General features: G+C 73.1%; 17 protein-coding genes. 10 read left to right on the top strand and 7 right to left on the bottom strand.

The window, feature by feature from the left end:
* Positions 1 to 58: 58 nt before the first annotated feature.
* The 3 genes from LZ495_RS32990 to LZ495_RS32980 form a co-directional block, all read right to left on the bottom strand.
* The gene (locus LZ495_RS32990; RefSeq protein ID WP_235056727.1) at positions 59 to 280 is read right to left on the bottom strand and encodes a hypothetical protein; all 222 of its coding nucleotides are present in this window, start codon (positions 278 to 280) and stop codon (positions 59 to 61) included.
* On the bottom strand, positions 277 to 3,636 hold the full coding sequence (locus LZ495_RS32985) for a DEAD/DEAH box helicase (RefSeq protein ID WP_235056726.1): 3,360 nt from the start codon (positions 3,634 to 3,636) through the stop codon (positions 277 to 279). The genes LZ495_RS32990 and LZ495_RS32985 overlap by 4 nt, the downstream gene beginning before the upstream one ends.
* A 70-nt stretch (positions 3,637 to 3,706) precedes the next feature.
* The gene (locus LZ495_RS32980) at positions 3,707 to 4,756 is read right to left on the bottom strand and encodes a DMT family transporter (protein ID WP_235056725.1); all 1,050 of its coding nucleotides are present in this window, start codon (positions 4,754 to 4,756) and stop codon (positions 3,707 to 3,709) included.
* Positions 4,757 to 5,002: 246 nt separating this feature from the next.
* Between LZ495_RS32980 and LZ495_RS32975 the strand changes: the two genes are divergently transcribed.
* Positions 5,003 to 5,389, top strand: coding sequence for a RidA family protein (locus LZ495_RS32975; protein WP_235056724.1), 387 nt, complete (start codon positions 5,003 to 5,005; stop codon positions 5,387 to 5,389).
* Positions 5,390 to 5,442: 53 nt separating this feature from the next.
* Here the strand turns inward: LZ495_RS32975 and LZ495_RS32970 are convergent, their stop codons facing one another.
* Entirely contained in the window at positions 5,443 to 6,417 is a 975-nt protein-coding gene (locus LZ495_RS32970) for a LysR family transcriptional regulator (protein ID WP_235056723.1), read from the bottom strand.
* A 74-nt stretch (positions 6,418 to 6,491) separates the two neighbouring features.
* Positions 6,492 to 6,950, bottom strand: coding sequence for a GNAT family N-acetyltransferase (locus LZ495_RS32965; RefSeq protein WP_235056722.1), 459 nt, complete (start codon positions 6,948 to 6,950; stop codon positions 6,492 to 6,494).
* A 69-nt stretch (positions 6,951 to 7,019) separates the two neighbouring features.
* Between LZ495_RS32965 and LZ495_RS32960 the strand changes: the two genes are divergently transcribed.
* The 4 genes from LZ495_RS32960 to LZ495_RS32945 all read left to right on the top strand — a co-directional run bounded on the left by LZ495_RS32960 (position 7,020) and on the right by LZ495_RS32945 (position 9,916).
* Complete coding sequence (locus LZ495_RS32960) at positions 7,020 to 7,907, top strand: carbon-nitrogen hydrolase family protein (protein WP_235056721.1); 888 nt, start codon at positions 7,020 to 7,022, stop codon at positions 7,905 to 7,907.
* Positions 7,908 to 8,133: 226 nt separating this feature from the next.
* Entirely contained in the window at positions 8,134 to 8,724 is a 591-nt protein-coding gene (locus LZ495_RS32955) for a DUF3995 domain-containing protein (protein WP_235056720.1), read from the top strand.
* An 8-nt stretch (positions 8,725 to 8,732) separates the two neighbouring features.
* Entirely contained in the window at positions 8,733 to 9,380 is a 648-nt protein-coding gene (locus tag LZ495_RS32950) for an RNA polymerase sigma factor (RefSeq protein ID WP_308268677.1), read from the top strand.
* On the top strand, positions 9,377 to 9,916 hold the full coding sequence (locus LZ495_RS32945) for a hypothetical protein (protein ID WP_235056719.1): 540 nt from the start codon (positions 9,377 to 9,379) through the stop codon (positions 9,914 to 9,916). The genes LZ495_RS32950 and LZ495_RS32945 overlap by 4 nt, the downstream gene beginning before the upstream one ends.
* Positions 9,917 to 9,951: 35 nt before the next feature.
* Here LZ495_RS32945 and LZ495_RS32940 read toward each other — a convergent pair whose 3' ends face one another.
* Positions 9,952 to 10,590 carry a TetR/AcrR family transcriptional regulator gene (locus tag LZ495_RS32940; RefSeq protein WP_235056718.1) on the bottom strand — a complete coding sequence of 213 codons (639 nt, stop codon included), beginning with the start codon at positions 10,588 to 10,590 and terminating at the stop codon, positions 9,952 to 9,954.
* 145 nt (positions 10,591 to 10,735) lie between these two features.
* Between LZ495_RS32940 and LZ495_RS32935 the strand changes: the two genes are divergently transcribed.
* From LZ495_RS32935 to LZ495_RS32920, 4 genes are all read left to right on the top strand, one after another.
* Positions 10,736 to 11,368, top strand: a complete 633-nt coding sequence (locus tag LZ495_RS32935) for an NAD(P)H-dependent oxidoreductase (RefSeq protein ID WP_235056717.1) — start codon at positions 10,736 to 10,738, stop codon at positions 11,366 to 11,368.
* A gap of 172 nt (positions 11,369 to 11,540) precedes the next feature.
* On the top strand, positions 11,541 to 12,026 hold the full coding sequence (locus LZ495_RS32930) for an RrF2 family transcriptional regulator (RefSeq protein WP_235056716.1): 486 nt from the start codon (positions 11,541 to 11,543) through the stop codon (positions 12,024 to 12,026).
* Between the two features lie 162 nt (positions 12,027 to 12,188).
* On the top strand, positions 12,189 to 13,640 hold the full coding sequence (locus LZ495_RS32925; protein WP_235056715.1) for an NAD(P)/FAD-dependent oxidoreductase: 1,452 nt from the start codon (positions 12,189 to 12,191) through the stop codon (positions 13,638 to 13,640).
* Positions 13,641 to 13,806: 166 nt separating this feature from the next.
* Positions 13,807 to 14,262, top strand: coding sequence for an SRPBCC family protein (locus tag LZ495_RS32920; protein WP_235056714.1), 456 nt, complete (start codon positions 13,807 to 13,809; stop codon positions 14,260 to 14,262).
* Between the two features lie 175 nt (positions 14,263 to 14,437).
* On the opposite strand, the gene LZ495_RS32915 is transcribed toward LZ495_RS32920, so the two are convergent.
* The gene (locus LZ495_RS32915) at positions 14,438 to 14,824 is read right to left on the bottom strand and encodes a MerR family transcriptional regulator (RefSeq protein ID WP_235056713.1); all 387 of its coding nucleotides are present in this window, start codon (positions 14,822 to 14,824) and stop codon (positions 14,438 to 14,440) included.
* A gap of 270 nt (positions 14,825 to 15,094) precedes the next feature.
* On the opposite strand from LZ495_RS32915, the gene LZ495_RS32910 reads away from it, so the two are divergent.
* Entirely contained in the window at positions 15,095 to 16,252 is a 1,158-nt protein-coding gene (locus LZ495_RS32910) for an MFS transporter (protein ID WP_235056712.1), read from the top strand.
* Positions 16,253 to 16,369: the final 117 nt, after the last annotated feature.

The following is a 16,369-nucleotide window of genomic DNA, read 5'->3' as shown; positions in this document are numbered from 1 at the left end:
TTTCCGGCCCGCAAGGTGCGCGGGCCGACCACGATCTTCCCGTGTCGTCACCCGCGACTCACCGGGAGGTCATCGCCCGGTACGCCGGGCGCACAAGATCCGCGCAATTCCGTCCGCGGACGACGAGGGCCGGCTGCCCGAGGGCAGCGACCGCCGGATCGGGTTCGAGGGGTACGTCCGGAGCCGCCGGCACCGGCCCGCCGCCCCAGAAATCCGCCACCCGGGCACTCAGCGGCCCGTCCGGATCAGGCCCGGCCGGGGCGCCCCCGTGGTCCGTCATGCCTCCGCCTCCTCCGACAGTGCGACCAGTTCGCGCAGCGCCTCCGCCGACAGGTCCGTCAGCCAGCCCTCCCCCGCGGCGCTTCCCCCGGGGCCGCCCACCACCGAGGCCGCGAGGCCGCGCTTCGCCGCGATCAGCGCGTCGATGCGTTCCTCGACGGTGCCCACGCACACGAACTTTCTGACCTGGACGTGCCGTTCCTGACCGATACGGTACGCCCGGTCGGTGGCCTGGTCCTCGACCGCCGGATTCCACCACCGGTCCACATGGACCACCTGAGAGGCCGCGGTCAGATTGAGCCCCGTGCCGCCCGCCTTCAGCGACAGCAGGAAGATCCGCGGGCCGTCGCCCTCCTGGAACCGGGCGACCATCTCGTCGCGCCTGCGTCCCGTGATCCCGCCGTGCAGGAAGAGGACTTCGACGCCGAGCCGGTCCGCGAGGTGGTCGCGCAGCCGGCTGCCGAACTGCGCGTACTGCGTGAAGCAGAGTGTCTTGTCGCCCTCGGCAAGGGCCTCTTCGAGCACCCCGACCAGGCGTTCCACCTTGCCCGAACGGCCGCCGAAGGGCGTGCGGCGCTCTTTGAGGAACTGCGCGGGGTGGTTGCAGATCTGCTTGAGGTTGCCGAGCGTGGCGAGGATCAGGCCTTGGCGTTCGATGCCCGCGGTGTGCGCGATGCGGTGGTTCATGTCCGCGACCACCGCCCGGTACAGCCCGGCCTGTTCCGGGGTCAGCGGGCACAGCACCGTCATCTCCTGCTTGGCGGGCAGGTCGGCGGCGATGGCCGGATCGGTCTTGTGGCGGCGCAGCACGAACGGTGCGGTGACCCGGCGCAGCGCGGCCAAGGCCCTTTCGCTGCCGTTGCGTTCGATGGCGATCGCGAAGGTCGCCTTGAACTGCTCGGCGCTGCCGAAGAGTCCGGGGTTGGCGAAGTCGAGGACGGCATGCAGTTCGGCGAGCCGGTTCTCCACCGGCGTTCCGGTGAGCGCGATCCGGTGCCCGGCCGGCAGCGAGCGAATGGCCCGGGCCTGCCGGGTCGCGCTGTTCTTGATGTGCTGTGCCTCGTCCGCGACGATGCGGCGCCAGGCCACCCCGGCAAGGGCTTCGGCGTCGCGGTGCGCGGTCTCGTACGTCGTGACGACGAGGTCGGCGGCGGCCACCGCGCCCGGCAGTACGCCCTCGGCGAGGCGGTCGGCGCCGTGGTGGACGTGCACGCGCAGGGTCGGTGTGAAGCGTTCGGCTTCGCGGAGCCAGTTGCCGACGAGCGTCATCGGGCAGACCACGAGAGTCGGCCCGGGCCCGCCGTCGGCCTCTCCCACTTCTCCCGCCGCTTCCGCCCCTCCCGCCTCTTCCGCGTGCGCCGCGTGCTCCGCGTGTTCCGCATGTTCGACCGCAAGCAGCGCCAGGGTCTGGACGGTCTTCCCGAGCCCCATGTCGTCCGCGAGCACCGCTCCGACTCCGAGCCGGGCGAGGAACACCAGCCATTCCAGGCCGCGTTGCTGGTAGGGCCGGAGCACGGCGGCAAAGGTGTCCGGGAGACGCACGGGACGCTCCCGTACCGCCTCCGCGCCCGCGAGCAACTCCCCGAGCCAGGCGTCCGCGTCGACGCCGAACACCGGAAGCCCGGCGGCGCTCGCCCCGGGATCGATCGCCGTACGCAGCACCTCCCCGGCCGTCATCGTGCCCGACCCGTCGCGCGCGATGAACGCCGCGGCCGCCGCGATGGCCTTCTGGTCGACTTCGGTCCACTGGCCGCGGAACCGCACCAACCGCTGCTTGGCCGCGGCGAGTTCGCGCAGCTCCGCGGAAGTGAGCGGAGTGTCGCCCAGCGCCGCGCGCCACTCGAAGGAGACGACGGCGTCCTGGTCCAGCAGGCTGCCGCCGGAGACCACGCCCGGTGTCGCAGTGCGGGCCGACAGCATGAGCCCCACCTTCGGCGGGTGCTGCCACCAGGTCGGCAGCAGCACGCCGAAGCCCCATGCGGCCAGCACCGGGGCGGCGTCGCGCAGGAACCCGAGGGCCCCCTCCCGGTCCAGGCGTACCTGCGCGGGGCGGGCCTCGCGCAGGGTCGCGTCGAGCACCGGCCAAACCCGGGAGGCGCGTTCCAGGTCGGCGAGGAGCGCATCCTGCGGCTGGTACTGCTTGCGTTCGAAGACGTTCAGCACGGGCCCCGCGGTCCACACCTCGGCGGCCTCGACAAGAAGCGACGGCTCGTCAGGGGCCTGCAGCAGGATGTCCACGCGCCAATTCGCGTCCGTGGTGCCGCCGTAGAGGTCGGCAGGGTCGGGCCCGAGGGGCTCGACGAGCCGGAAGCAGGTACGCAACGCACGCTGCGGCACCGCCTCCGACCCGTGCCAGTCCGTCAACGCCGCCCGCAGCAGGCCGAGTTCCTCGATCGATCCGCTGTCCCGGCCGACCCCGTGCAAGCGCCCGTCGGAGGCCCCGAGTGCGGCAAGCCAGTGCTCCGCGGCCGTCGCGGGCGGCCGCGGCGGGCGCCCGGCCGGAAGCAGCGGCGGCAGGCCTTCCAGCGCGGCCCGCACTTCGCGGTCGGCCAAGGTCTCCAGGAGGTCCCCTACCAGCGCGGTGGCGGTGACCGCCTCGGCGTCGGGGCCGCGGTGCTCGGCCCGGCAGACCGGCGGGCAGGCCGCAGCCAGGTCCCGGATGAGCTGCCAGTCGGCCTCGGCCGGGGCCGGGCGCCAGCGGGCGTACGGGACTTCGGGCCCGTCCGGCCCGTCCCGCTCGTCGGCCAGCCCGGGCAGGACGCGGCCGCGTCCGACCAGCCGCCAGGCCAGGTCGTGCACGCCGGTCAGCCAGCGCAGCGAAGCTCCGTACGGGACGTCGACCGCGCCTTCCGCGGCCAGTTCGGTGCGCAGCGCGGCATGCCGCGGGTCGTACAGAGCCCCCAGCAGCTGCGCCGCCTCGTCGGCGCCGAAGACCAGCGCGGGCACCTGCCATGGCCGCAGGGCCAGGTCGGGGCGGGGGCCGCGCAGCGGTTCGCCGGGCAGTTCGGGCGAGGGCTGCGGGGCGGTGCCGGCGAGGGTCGGGAGGTCGATGACGAGGGGCGCGGGACGGGCGTACCCGACGAGCCATTCGAGGCCCGGGCCGACGCCGGAGAGCAGCTCGGCGAGCACTTGGCCGGACGCGGCGAAGGGGTGCGGCCGGGCCTCGGGGCTGTCCCCGGACATGCCCGATGCCCCGGAGGGGTCGGGACCCGGGGCATCGGCGATCAGGGAAAGGCGGGGAAGGGCAGGCGGGCCGGGGAGGCCGGGCAGAGCGGCGGGGGCATCGGCCGGGCGGGCGTCCTCGCCCCAGACCGCGAGCGTCCGGTCCGCGCGCCAGAGCGCGTGCAGAGCGAACACCGGGGGCCTTTCGTCGGACGAGCGGGACTGCGGGGCGGGCGCCGGCTGTCCCGGCGGCCGCCCCGGCAGCCTATGTGCCTGCTCCGACAACTGCCTGCTTCGGCGCCCCGGCGCGGGCGTCGTGCGCGTCACCTGCGGCTTCACCTGCCGTTTCACCTGCGAGGGCGGCTTCACCCGAGAGGCCGGCGCCGCTCGCGGCAGCCGCATCGTCGGCAAGGCCCCCGTCGGCGTCCGCATCGTCCTTGGGTGTCCGCTGGCTGAGCGCGATACCGCCCAGGACGACCGCGATCCCCACCGCCATCCGCAGCCCGAAGCCCTCGCCCAATGCCAGCGCCCCGAGCAGAACGGACACGAGCGGCAGCAGGTACGTGACCGAGGACGCGACCGCGGCCCCGTCGTCGAGGATCAGCCGGTAGTTGATGACCACCGCAATACCGGTGCCCAGGACGCCGAGGATGGCGATGGCCGCGAACGCGTCCGGCCGGGCGTGCACGGCCAGATCGCCGCTGAACGGCAGCACGAGGAGCAGCAGGCCGGTCGCGGCGGCGAGTTGCGAGCCGCACATGGCGATCGGGTCGAGGCCGCGGCCGGACAGGAAGCGTTCGAGGTACAGGTAGCTGATCGCGTAACTGAACGCGGCGATCATGATCATCGCGGCGCCCGCGCCGAAAGCCCCGGCCGACTGCCACGGCGCGAGGATCAGGATGACGCCCGCGAAGCCGAGGAACAGTCCGGCGACCTGGCCGGTGCCGAGCCGCTTGCCGCTGCCCACGAGGACGGCGAGCAGCATCGTCCACAGCGGCGTGGTGGCGTTGATGACCCCGGCGACGCTGCTGTCCACGGTCTCCTCGCCGAACGCGAACAGGGCGTACGGCAGGGCGTTGTTGAAGAACGCCGCGACCGTCAGATGACCCCAGGTCCCCATCCCGCGCGGCAGGCCGATGCCGCGCACCCGGCTGATGGCGAGCAGCGTGGCCGCGCCGAGGGCGATCCGCACCAGGGCGACTTCCACCGGCGAGAAGCCGCGCAGCGCGAGCTTGATCCACAGGAAGCTGGAGCCCCAGATGGCGGCGAGCAGTGCGACCCGCGCCAGGCTCCCCCATCGCACGGTCCCGACCATGTCCGGCTCCTCCTCGCCTGGGCCGCGCGCCCGCCGCGCCGCCCTTCGGAGTCCAGCCTGGCGGCCCCGGACTGTTTACGTCCATCGACAAAATCCACCGGAGAACGTTAAGCAAAGACTGAAAGGTCGGGCCTGCTCGCGCCGTGCGGATATCCCGTTGACCGGCCGCCGGAGCCGCGCGCAGCATGCCCCCGTCCACTGCTTCCGTGATCGCCGCGCGATCCGACGGGAAGGTCCGCAACTGCCATGGAACTTGTGCCGCACGACCCCGCCGACGGCGTCTACGCCACGACCGACGACTACGTGCACGCGATGGAGGTGCGCAGCGCCGAGCGCCTGCTCTTCGTCTCCGGCACGATGGGCCTCGACCCGGCCGGCAAGCCTGGGGCCGATCTGGATGTCCAGCTGGAGCTGATCTGGTCCAACATCCGGGCCATCCTCGCCTCGGCGGGCATGACCACGGCCAATATCGTCCGGCTGACCAGCTACCTGCGCGACCCGGCGCACGCGGAGGCCAATGCCGCGGCGCGCGTCGCCGCGTTGGAGGGCCGTCCGGTCCCGACCACCGCCGTCATCGTGCAGCACCTCGAGGACGACTGGCTGGTCGAGGTCGAGGTGGTCGCGGCCGGCTGACCCCGGCCGCGCACGGGTCCGGGCTGCCGGGCAGGCCGGTCCGTACGGAGTGCTCAGGCCCCCGCGGCCACCGCCGCCATCGGCCGCCCGGTCCGGACCCGGGCGGCCTGGGCCGCGAACGCGTCCAGCACCACGGCGAGATGCGGCGCTTCCTCGGAGCCGTTGCGGACGTACGCGGCGATGTGCCGCTGCGGGGGTACCCCGGCCAGTTCGCGGATCACCACGCCGCCGGCCCGCTGCGGGATCATCTGGCCCACCCGGGCGGTGACCAGCCGCGGCACCAGCGAAATACCGAGGCCCGCCTCGACCAGTCCGAACACGGTCGTCCATTCGTCGGCCCGGTGCACGACCTTCGGTGCGAACCCGGCGGCCGCGCAGGCCGTGGCGGTCAGGTGGCTGCACGCGCCGACCGACCCGGTCACCCACGCCTCGTCGACCAGGTCGGTCAGCGCGATCGACCGCGACCGGGCCAGCGGGTGGTCGGCAGGCAGCATGACGTCCAGCGGATCGGCCAGCAGCGGGACGCGGGCGAAACGCGCATCGTCCCCGGCCGGGCCGTTGGGCGCGGCGATCACGATCGCGATGTCCATCTCGCCGTGCACGAGGCCGACATGGCCCTCGGGAAGCTCCGACTCGCGCAGGATCAGCGACAGCCCGGGGCGGCGTTCGCGCAGGTCACGCACCGCGGGCAGGACGAGCCCGGTGATCGCCGACCCGAAGGCGGTGACCCGTACCTCGGCCGTACCGCCTTCCTGATACGCCGCCAGATCGGCGTGCACCCGCTCCAGTTGCGCGAACAGCTGGTCGGCATGCCGGAGCAGGACGCGCGCGGCGCCGGTCAGCCGGACCCGGCGGCCGGCCGGTTCGAGCAGGCGTACGCCGGTCTCCCGGGCGAGCGCGGTGAGCTGCTGGGAGACCGCGGACGGCGTCAGGTGCAGTGCCTCGGCGACCGCCGAGACGGTGCCGCGCTGGTCCAGCTCGCGCAGCACCCGCACTTTGCGCAGGTCCAGGTCGGAAGGCATCGGCATACCGGCCACTGTACGAGCCAGGGGGCGGGTGCGGGACAGCCCGCGGACGACGGCAGCGCCGCCGGGCGGGGTGCTCAGGCCGCGCTCGGCCCCGGCAGGTCCTTGCCGAAGCACACGCACAGCGGGTTGGTCCTGTAGATGCCGTAGACCGGGATCTCCATGTACCCGTGCTTGCCGTACAGCGCGATCGCTTCGGGCTGGCGGGTACCGGTGCCCAGCTTGATCCGCCGCGCGCCGCGTTCGACCGCCAGGGCCTCCAGGGCCGCGAGCAGCTGCTTGGCGACGCCCTGGCCGCGCCCGGCCGGGGGCACGTACATGCGCTTGATCTCCGCGGTCTCGTCGTCGATGCGGGCAAGCGCGCCGATGCCGAGCACGGTGCCGTCGTCGCCGACCGCGACGAGGAACTCCGCGGACGGGTCCAGCGGGCGGCCCTTGTCGGCGTCCTCGGGGTAGCGCATGTCGAGTTCGGCGACCGCTTCGGCGGCCAACGCGACAACAGCCGGGTCGGTGAAGTCACGCGGTTCGATGAGCATGCCGGGAGTCTAAGGAGCCGTCCGATCGGGCCGGTACGCGGTGCCCGCCGCTCGATAAGCTGGCCGTCCATGAAGATCATCACCGGGCTTCCGGACACCCCGTTGCGGATAGCCGCAGCTCAGACGTCGTCCGTCCGCGGCGACGTCGCCGCCAACGTCGCGACCGCGGCCCGCATGATCCGCGAGGCGGCGGCGCAGGGCGCCGCGCTCGTGGTGTTCCCGGAGAAGATCCTCACCGGGTACGAACCGGCCCTCATCGTCTCCGACCCCGCGAGGTACGCGGTGACCGAGACCGACCCGCGCCTGGCACCGATCGCCGAGGCCTGCCGGACGACGGGCGCCGCTGCGGTGGTCGGCGCGGCGGTCGCCGGGCGCAGCGCGGACGACGAGCCGGATCCGGACCCCGCCGGCGACGGGCGTACCGAACTCCTCATCTCCGCGCTCGTTTTCGGCACCGACGGGACGGTCCTCGGCCGCGCCGACAAGCAGCACCTCTTCGCCACCGAGGTCGACTACTACGTGCCGGGCCGGACCGTCTGCTCGTTCGAGCTGCGGGGATGGCGCCTCGGGCTGGGCATTTGCTACGACTCGGGCTTCCCCGAACACGCCCGCGCCGCGGCGCTGGACGGCTGCCACGCGTACCTGGTCGGCGCGCTGTTCAGCCGCGGGGGCGGCGAACTCCAGTACCGCACCTGGTTCCCGGCCCGCGCCATCGACAACACCGTGTACACGCTGCTGGCCAACCACGTGGGACCCGCCGGTTCCTGGGACGCAAGCGGCGGCAGCGCGTTCTGGGGACCGGACGGGCAACTGGTGGCGCAGGCGCCGGCACACGGCGACGCACTCGTGTACGCCGACCTCGACCCTGCCGAACTCGCGCGCGTGCGCACCGAGCTCACGATGCTGGCCGACCTGCCGTCCGGCCCGGCGACCGCGGCCCGGCGGCACCTCTCCTGACCCGAGGCTGCCCGGCCACCCAGCCATCCAGCCGCCGAACCGCCGCGTCACCGGGCCTGCACAGCCCAGCCTCGTCCGCCGCGTCCACCTCATCCGCCTCGCCAAAAGAATCCCGAAACTCGCAGGGAACGAACCGCCGCTACGCCTCCTCTTCCCACCGACACCCGCTTCGGCTCGCCACGCCGAGACCGGGTCTCGGCACTCGAACTCGGAACGAGGAGACACCATGGTCGACGTATTCGCCCCGCTCGCGGCCGCCACCGCGCGACGTCTCGGCACTGCGGTCGCCGCCCTGCTCACGGCGGATGCCGTGCTGCACGCCTTCTGGGCGACCGGCGCCACCTGGCCCGCCGAGACGACCGAGGGGCTGTCGTACGGCCTCCTCAACGCCGACGTCCCCTTCACTCCGCCGATACTGCTGCCCTTGTGCGCGGTGCTCGGCACGGCAGCGCTCGGCGTGTTCGCGTACTCCCGCAGCCTCGGCGGCCCGTTCGTACGCTCCGCAGCACGCCTGGCCACCGCAGGAGTCGCCGCGGGGATGACCGTGCGCGCCTTGGCGGGCGTCGGCTGGGCGTTCGGCATCGGCGCCGACTCGGACACGACCTTCTACTGGCTCAACCTGGCCCTCTACACGCCTGTCTGCGTGGGCTTCGGATACGCGGCAGCCCGGCTCGCCGCCGCGGGCGGCCGGCGCGGAGTGACGCCGAGCCCGTCGCACGGGTCGGCGCCCGGGACCGTGCACGGCACGGCGCCGCGGTCGACGCATGGCTCGGCGCGGGGGGTGATGCCCGCCCGAGCCACGGGCCAGGAGGCATGATCAGCGCCGTGAGCGACGAACGGACCGCGGACCAAACGCCCTCGGCCGCACGGGCGGACCCCGGCGCGGACCGGCATGCCGAGACCCGGGCCCGCGGTATCGAACTGGCCGGGCAGGCCCGGCGCGGCGACACGATCGCGATGAACGACCTGCTGGACCACCTGATCCCCTACGTCGCGTCGATCTGCAATCCGATCGCCCTGAGCAGCCGTCAGGACGCAGTCCAGGAAACGCTGGTCGCGGTCTTCCGCGCGCTGCGCTCGCTGGATCGGCCGGACGCGCTCTATGCGTGGGTCCGGTCCATCGCGGTCCGGGAAGCGGTCCGGATCGCCCGGCGCGATGCACGCGACATTCCGGTGGAGCCGGCCGACTTCACCGCGTCGGGCACCACCGCCGTCACCGCAGAACTCGGCTCCGGGCACAGCCGCGGCCACGGTCACGATCACGGCACGAGCTCCCACGATCCCCACCTCGCCGCCGATATCGCCGACGTCCTGGCCCGGCTCTCCCCCGAACACCGCGCCGTCCTGGTGCTGCGCGATGTCGAGGGCCTGGACGAACGCGAGGCGGCCGCCCTGCTCGGGGTGCCCGAAGGCACCGTCAAGTCCCGGCTGCACCGCGCCCGGGCCGGATTCCGAAGGATGTGGACCCGATGAACGACACCTCGGCCGGGGGCGGGCCGGAACAGCCTGCAGCCCACGAGTCCGACGCGGTACTGGGGGCTGTCGGCCGGCTGGAGGTCATGGTGTCCGGTATCCCGGGCGCGCGGATCGCGGCAGACGTCGTGCCCGGCGACTTCGCGGACGTATGGCTGGTGATGGGCGACCTGGAAGGCGGCTTCGGCCGGTTCCAGCCGGACATGCGCGACCTCCGGGTGACGCATCGCGAAGGCGAGCGCGTGACGGCGTACGCCCGCAGCCGGTTCGGCTTCCGGGCCCGCCTGCACGGCGTCGTCCGCCCCGGCTGGTGCTGGCTGCAGAGCCGGTTCCTGGTGATCGGCATGGCCGCCGAGCCCCTCCCCGACGGCACCCCGGGCACCCGGGTCGCGCTGACCGGCGGAGTCCGCGTGCCGGGCCGCGCAGCGATAGTGCCGGTCGGCGCCGAACGCGAACTGCACCGCGCCCTGACCCGGCTCCGCACCGAACTGGCCGCCACCCCGGCCGGCGGCACCGACCCGACCCCTTACGACTGAGCCGGCGCTCCAGGACCACGCGGGGTCTTTCGGAACTACGCGGTGTCTTTCGGAGCTTGTCCGGCGCCCGAGGTGAGGCGTTCGACGAGGACTTGCCACGCGTCCGCCAGCGGGTGGTCGGCAACGGGGACCGGTCGTTCCTCCGACTCGGCCATGGCGAGGTAGAGCAGCAGCGGCCCTTCGAGAGCGCCCGTGAGCTGGATGGCGAGGCTGTCCAGGTCGGCGAGGCCGAGGTCGAGGCGGCCGAGCAGCATGCGGATGTGCAGCCGGGTCAGCGAATCCCCGGCCGGTACGGGCTGGTTGCGGTCCAGGGCCGCCCGCGCGATGGCGTGGTGGTCGAGCAGGAAGGCGGTCCGGGCGCGGCCGTACGCGATCAGGCGCGCCGCGGGGTCCGCTCCCGGGCCCAGCGGGGGCGGCCCGGACAGGACCAGCTGCTGGAACCGGCGTTCGTCGTCGTCGAGCAGCGCCTGGAAGATCCCGGCGCGGGTGCCGAAGCGGCGGAAGACGGTCCCCTTGCCAAGCCCGGCGCGTTCCGCCAGGGCGTCCATGGTGACCTTGGCCGCGCCGTGCTCGGCCAGCATCGCGCGGGCCGTCTCCAGCAACTGCTCGCGATTGCGCGCCGCGTCCGCACGCTCGCCGCGTGGTCTGCCAAAGGGCACCAGAGGGCTGTTCACGAGGGTAAATCTACCCGGGGAAGCCTAAGCGGGGTAAAGTCCGTTTAGAGTGGCACGCGACGACGGCAGGCGGCCGAGCCTGTCCGGCCGCGTCGCCGATCCCTGGGCCCGCACGTGCGGGCCGCTTCACGAGGAGACAAGACCCATGAACCTGTTCCGGCTCGACGCCAGCCTCTTCCCGGCCACCTCCGCAAGCGCGGAGATCGCCGACACCGCCGAGCGCGAGTGGAGCGCCGCGCACCCCGACGGCACGGTGACCCGCCGGCACCTGGGCACCGCCCCGCTGCCCGCCGACGCCTGGACGCACGCCACCATGGCCGCGTTCGCGCCCGAAGGGGAGCGCACGCAGAGCCACCGCGAGGCACTCGCCCTCGCGGCCGAGCTGGCCGCGGAACTGGAGGGCGCCGACGCCGCGATCCTGGCCGTACCGCTCTACAACTACGGCGTCTCCCAGCACTTCAAGACCTGGGTCGACCTGGTGATCGCGGGCGCCGGCCCGGCCACGCCGCTGCTGAAGAACACGCCCACCGTGCTCGTCACCACCGTCGGCGGCGGCTACGGACCCGGCACCCCGCGCGACGGCTGGGACCACTCCACGCCCTACCTGGAGCGCGTCGTCCGCGACGTCTGGCAGGCCGACCTGACCCTCGTCAAGCGCGAACTCACCCTCGCCGCCACCACACCCGGAATGGAGGCGCTCCAGGACCTCGCCGCCGGGGAGCACTCCCGGGCACTGGAACTCGCCCGCGACGCGGGGCGGGCCCTGGCCGGCAGCTGACCCCCGCCATCCACCGGTTCAAGGGCTCCGACTGGCACATCACCAGGCGCTGTCGTTCGGACCATCGTGCGGAGCGGGTGGCGCGGCCGGCCCCGCGCCGGCCGCGCCGTACTCGTGCGGCCTGCCGACCGCGCGTTTGCGGTCGGCTACCTGGATATCTACCATCCAGATTATGCGGATGAACGAAGGCGTCGAGTGGGCCCTGCACTGCTGCGTCAATCTCTCCTGGATCGGCCCTGACCAGGCCGTCACAGCGGCCAAGCTGGCCGCCTTCTACGACCTTCCGACCGCCTACCTCAACAAGCAGCTCCAGGCCCTCGCGCGGGCCGGGATCGTGTCCTCCTCCCCCGGCCCCCGCGGCGGCTTCCGGCTGGCCAAGGCACCGGCCCGGATCACCCTGATGGACGTCGTGGCCGCCATCGAAGGACCCGAGGACGCGTTCCGCTGCACGGAGATCCGCCGCCAGGGGCCGCACGCGGCGTCCCAGGCCGAGGATCCGTCGCCGTGCCTGATCGACGAGGCGATGCGGCGCGCCGAACTGGCCTGGCGCCGCGAACTCGCCGCGCAGACCATCGCCGACATCCGCGGCAAGGTCGAAGAGCGGGCCCCGGACTTCCCCGAGCAGGTGCGCGACTGGTACGCCACCGGCAAAGCCTGACCGCACCCCAGCCACCCCACGCACGCCACGCACCCGACGCAGGCCGCAGGATCCCCCGCAGCCACCAGCGCGCCCGGCTCCGCCGATGCGATGGACTTTGCCCTTGCCGCTGTCCGGACCGCCTCGACAGGCTTTCCGGAACGCGGAGCAAGGGAGCACGTCGTGCACGTTGCAGTTGTCGGCGGCGGGATCGGGGGCATGGCCGCAGCGTTGTTCCTGGCGCGGCGGGGCCACGATGTCACGGTGTTCGAGCGCGAAGGGGAACGCGCGGCGCGGCGGCCGACAAGCGCCGAGTTCTTCGATTGGCCGCGCCCCGGCGTCCCGCAGGCTGTTCAGCCGCACAGCCTGCTGGCTCCGGTCCGTACCGTGCTGCGGGAGGAAGCTCCGGACGTCTACGCACAGATGCTGCAGGCCGGCTCCCGCGAGCACCACGAGTTCGACTGCTTCAGCAGCCATCCGCCGGCGCGTCCCGGGGACGCCGACCTGATCACCGTACGGTCCCGCCGGATCCTCCTGGAGGCGGCGCTGGCCGATGCGATGGCCAAGCAGAACGGCATCAGCCTGCGTCTCGGCGACCCGGTGACGGGCCTCGAGGTCACCTGGCCGAACAACGACCGAACTGGCGGAACCGACGGAACCGCACAGGATGTTCCGCACGTGACCGCTGTCCGGACCGCCCACGGCGTACACCATGCGGACCTGGTCCTGGACTGCGCGGGACGGCGTTCCCCGATTCCGGGTCTGCTCGCCGACGCGGGGACCCGTCCGCCGGTCGTGGAGAGCCACCGCACCGGGATCGCCTACCTGTGCCGCTGGTACCGGTTGCGCGGGCCGAGTCCGGAGGTCGGCGGGATGCGGTTGTCGTCGGTGTCGGCGTTCGCCTCCGCGCTGGTCTTTCCGTCCGACGGCGACGTGTTCGCGATCGCCCTCATGGTCCCCACCCTCGACCCCACGCGCGGCGCACTACGCGATCCGGCGGTGTTCGAGGCGGTGGCCCGGCTGTTCCCGACCGCAGCGGCCTGGCTCGCAGCGGACCCCGAACCGCTGTCCCGGGTGTATGCGATGGCCGGGCTCGACAACCGCTGGACGTCGCTCGTCGACGGCGGCGGTCCGGTGGTCACCGGGCTGATCGGCGTCGGGGACTCGGTGACGCACACCAACCCGACGCTCGGCCAGGGCTGTTCGCTCGCGCTCCGGGAAGCCGAGTGGGTCGCCGGGCACGCCGGGGAGGCAACCGAAGACCCCGAAGGCTTCGCGCGCCGCCACCACTCCTGGGCGCAGGCCACGCTGCGGCCGTGGTTCGACATCCAAGTGGCCGCGGACAAATCACTGGCAGGCAGCCTCGGCGTGGCACCCGAAAACGAGGCGCCGAGCCCGGCGGTCCTCGAACGCGCCGCACGTGCCGCCTGCGCATTCGAAGACCCGGTGGTGATGCGTGCCCGTTCCCGGGTCCGGCATCTGATCGAGCTGCCCGAGCAGGCGTACGGCACGGACGAGGTCCGCAGCCATGTCGCCCGGTGGCTCGCCGACCGCGACGGCCGGGTACCCCCGCCGGACGGCCCGAGCCGGGCGGCCTGGGAGGCGGCTGCGTCCCGTCCGGCGGCAGTGCACTGAATCGTGCGCTCAGACGGCGTGCCGCGGGAGACGCCCCCGGCGGCACAGCCGTGCGCGTCGGGGCGGCCGGAAAAGTTCTTTCCGCCGCACCGATGAGTCCGCCGCCTTGCCGGGGTCTACCCCCGCAAGAAGCACGCACGAGCGCAACACACCCAAGGAGCCCGCAATGACCGAGACCCCCTTCACCACCGCCATGACCGACAACGGCGACGGGAACGTCACCTTCGTCCGCGAGTTCGACGCGCCGCGCGAGGCCGTGTTCGCCGCGTACACCGACGCGGACCAACTGGCGAACTTCTTCGCTCCCGAGGGTCTGACCGTGCCGCGCGAGAGCGTCACCGTCGAGCCGGAGAAGGGCGGACGGTTCGAACTGACCATGGTGATGGGCGAGATGGAGATCCCGTTCGCGGGCGCCTTCCTGGCCATCGAGGAGCCCGAGCGGCTCGCGTTCCATGTGCCCGGCGAGGCGATGGAGCAGGAGATCACGCTGACCGACCTGGGCGGCGGCCGCTGCCGGCTGACCCTGCACCAGACGAACGTCCCCGAGCAGTTCCGCGGCCCGCATGCGCACGCCGGCTTCGACTCCAGCTTCTCGCTGCTGGCCCGGCACCTCGCGGGTTGACCGGATCGAGGGCCCCTCGGCCGAAGCCGCCGACGGCACCTATCCGGCTCATCCGGCCTGCTCGACCCAGGTCGCGCCCTCCGGATCCCGCCGGCCGACGCGGCTCATGCGGGCTCCCAGTCGGCAACGACCCGTCGGTCGCCGCGGCCCAGCGCGCCGATACCCGATGCGCTGCTCAGGCCGGAGGCCCATCCCCCGCGCCCGGCTGTACTGCGGCCAGATACGCCCGGATCGCCGACAGGTTGCGGCCCATGCAGTCGATCCGGGCCTGGATGCGGTCCGCCTCGCCGCGCAGCAGGGCCGCGGTCTCCGCGGTCAGGCAGTCGGGGTGCAGGTGGATCTCGTCAGGGCGGTTCAGAAACGGGACGACGTTGCGGATGATCTCGGTGGTCAGGCCGGAGTCCAGCAGGCCGCGGATCTGCTGGACCCGGTGGACCGCGCTTTCCGGGTAGTCGCGGTAGCCGTTGGCCAAGCGGTCCGGGTGCAGCAGGTCCTGCTCCTCGTAGTAGCGCAGCATCCGGGTCGGAACCCCGGTACGCCGGGCCAGCTCGCCGATCCGCATCCCGTTCCCTCCGCTCGTGGCCGCCGCTCACGGCCACCGCCCCGGGTACGCTCCCCACAGGCTCCCGGGCCGCCGCTTGCCTTCACATTGATGTGAAGGTTCAAGCATGGTCGCATGCCGACCGCGTCATCCCCCAGGGGCGGGCCCGCGCCCGCAGCCCGGACAGCTCTGCCCGACGTTCCGCCCACGCCGCCGCACGACCCCTCGCGCAGCGCCCGCAAGGCGTCCTCCCCTCCCGTCGCATCTCGCCCCACCCTTCCCTGGGCGGGATTGCTCGCGCTCTTCACCGCAGCCTTCACTGCCGTACTCACCGAGCTCCTCCCGGCCGGTCTGCTGCCCCAGATGAGCGCGGGCCTGGGGGTCTCAGAAGGCCGGGTCGGCTTCCTGGTCACCGCCTACGCGGCCGCGTCGTTCGCTGCCGCGATCCCCCTCACGGCTGCCCTGCGCGGGCTGCCTCGCCGCCCAGTACTCATCGGCGCTCTCCTCGGCTTCGCGCTGTGCAATGCGGTGACGGCCCTGTCGGCGTCGTACCCGCTGACCTTCGGCGCCCGGCTGGTCGCGGGGGCGATGGGCGGCACGATGTGGGCAATGCTCGCCGGGTACGCCGCCCGCATGGTGCCCGCCGAGCGGCGCGGCAGCGCGATCGCCGTCGTGCTCGCCGGGATCACCGTCGCCCTGGCAGCCGGCATCCCCGCAGGCACAGCGCTCGGCACAGCAATCGGATGGCGCGGCGTCTTCGGCGGGCTGGCCGTCCTCGGCCTCGCCGTGGCCCTCTGGGTCCGGCGTACCGTCCCGAATTTCCCCGGCGAGCCGCCCGCCGACCGCCTGCCCCTGCGCCGCATCGCCGCCACACCGGGCATCCGCCCGATCCTCGGCGTGACGCTCACCCTCCTCCTGGCGCACCAAACGCTGTACACCTACCTCGCGCCGTTCACAAAGACTGCCGGTGCCGTCGGCCCCGGCCTGGTGCTTCTGATCTTCGGAATCGCAACCGTCGGCGGAATCTGGGCAGCCGGCACACTCGCCGACCGCAGCCTCCGCCCGACGCTGATAGTTGCCCTGGCCGCAGTCGCCGCAGTCATGGCTGCCCTCGGCGCCTCGGGCTCCGACAACACCACGATCCTGCTCGCCGCAACCGCCCTCTGGGGAACGGCCTTCGGCGCCGCGCCGACCTTGATCCAGACCGCACTCGTCAACGCGTCGGGCCCGGCACAAGCCGACATGGCCACAGCGCTCCAGGCCACCGTCTACAACATCGGCATCGCCGCCGGCTCGCTCCTCGGAGGCGTCGTCCTGGAACGCACCGACGCAGGCGCCTCCGCACTCCCGTGGGTGGCACTCCCAGCAGCAGCAACCGCCCTGGCCATAGCCACCGCGGCCCGCGGCCACGCCTTCCCCCGAACCCGCGCGCCCTTGACCACCTCCTAATGCTGTTGTCAACCCGCTGATGTGACCGGGAGTTCGTGTTGGTAGCACCGTCCGTCACGGATGAGGGCCCACAGGACGTTCACGCGTCGGCGGGCCAGAGCGAGCACGGCCTGGGTG

The organism is Yinghuangia soli (assembly GCF_021502675.1).
GTDB classification, from domain to species: Bacteria; Actinomycetota; Actinomycetes; order Streptomycetales; family Streptomycetaceae; genus Yinghuangia; species Yinghuangia soli.
Note: the sequence above shows the minus strand (reverse complement) of the source record. Positions and strands in the feature narration are given on the sequence as shown.